The organism is Alteribacillus sp. JSM 102045, assembly GCF_041949975.1.
Lineage (GTDB): Bacteria > Bacillota > Bacilli > Bacillales > Marinococcaceae > Alteribacillus.
Map to the genome: position 1 here is coordinate 1 of NZ_JBHFQG010000098.1, position 1,205 is coordinate 1,205.

A 1,205-nucleotide genomic window follows, 5' to 3' on the forward strand; every position below is an offset into this window, starting at 1 on the left:
TTTTTCAAATTGATCATCGCTCCCAGTCTCCCCATTAGAAATTCATTTATTTCTACAGGGGTTAATTATATACTACTGGGGGATTTTTCAATGACTCCAGTGGTCCAGTTTTAGATTACTACATACAAATGGTTTTATCGATTTCTTTCACTTGGCGTTGGAGAGAGCGAATGACCTCTATGGAGGTGCCTAATAGGACATCCAGTGAATCTTCGACGACCTTGACCAATCGATAAGAGGAACGTTCGGCTCGTTGAATGGATGCAGCGACGGCATTCGGATCCGGGAATCGATTTTTCCCGTGTTCCTGCAGAAATGCTGCAAGTTCTTCCAACGGAAGTTGAGCCAATTCTTCTAAGCTGAATTTCTCTAGGAAAAGCTCCATCATCGCATTCCCGAACACAGAAGAATCGACTTCTTGAGAGAACGTATTACATTTAAAACTCAGATGCTGCAGGAAGTGCTGCTTTTCCTTGTTGTTTAGGGAATTATGTTTTTACAAGTTGTGGATAACTATCTCCATATTGTTTGATCCGCGTCTAGCTTCAGCGCCCAGCCTCTCGAAGGCCCAAGACGGTTTAAGGAACTTTTGCTAGAATCGCGAACATCGTGTTCGCAACGCAAAAGTCAGCACATCCAGTTCGACGTTGTCACAGGACGTGTTAATGTCGCCAATGCCACAGGACGTGGCGTTTTTGGCGACGAAAGTGCAACGCAGAAGTCACCACATCCTGTGGAAGTAAGAACGCCTTTAGTGACTGGAGAACATTTACCTGTCGAGGCTGACCAGGACACTTGCGCTTTTGTTCGTCATCGTTTTGATGAGATGATAACGAGATCTGGTCAGCTGCTGAAGAGCGACATACTGACTTTTTTTGACGATCGACATGGTATTGCGGCCGAAACGCATATAATCGGCTATCACAAACGCATCAATCTCATCCGTCTTATTCATATCACTGTAGCTTTTCTTACCCAAATGATCCTAAGATCATTATCTAGAAATATCTTGAGACGTCCAAGAAAAACCTTTGTGAAAATTTTCTAATAGATTGGAAAAACACTGTTAGTTAACAGTTGAAATACACGTAGACTCCCTCCGGAAAGGTTGATATACCAGTGGTTAAAAGGTAAAAAAGTTTCTTTAAAAAATTTTTTGTTATCAAAGACCACCAAATCCTTCCGTTGAATGCAGGAAGTGGTAA

1 protein-coding gene and 1 pseudogene are annotated in these 1,205 nt (G+C 42.3%); both read right to left on the reverse strand.

The window, feature by feature from the left end:
* Positions 1–127: 127 nt before the first annotated feature.
* Positions 128–475: pseudogene (locus ACE1TI_RS21800) on the reverse strand (IS110 family transposase); the annotation flags it as partial.
* A gap of 294 nt (positions 476–769) precedes the next feature.
* Positions 770–979 (reverse strand): IS110 family transposase, encoded by a 210-nt coding sequence (locus tag ACE1TI_RS21805; RefSeq protein ID WP_375009598.1) that lies wholly within the window; start codon positions 977–979, stop codon positions 770–772.
* Positions 980–1,205 lie beyond the last annotated feature (226 nt).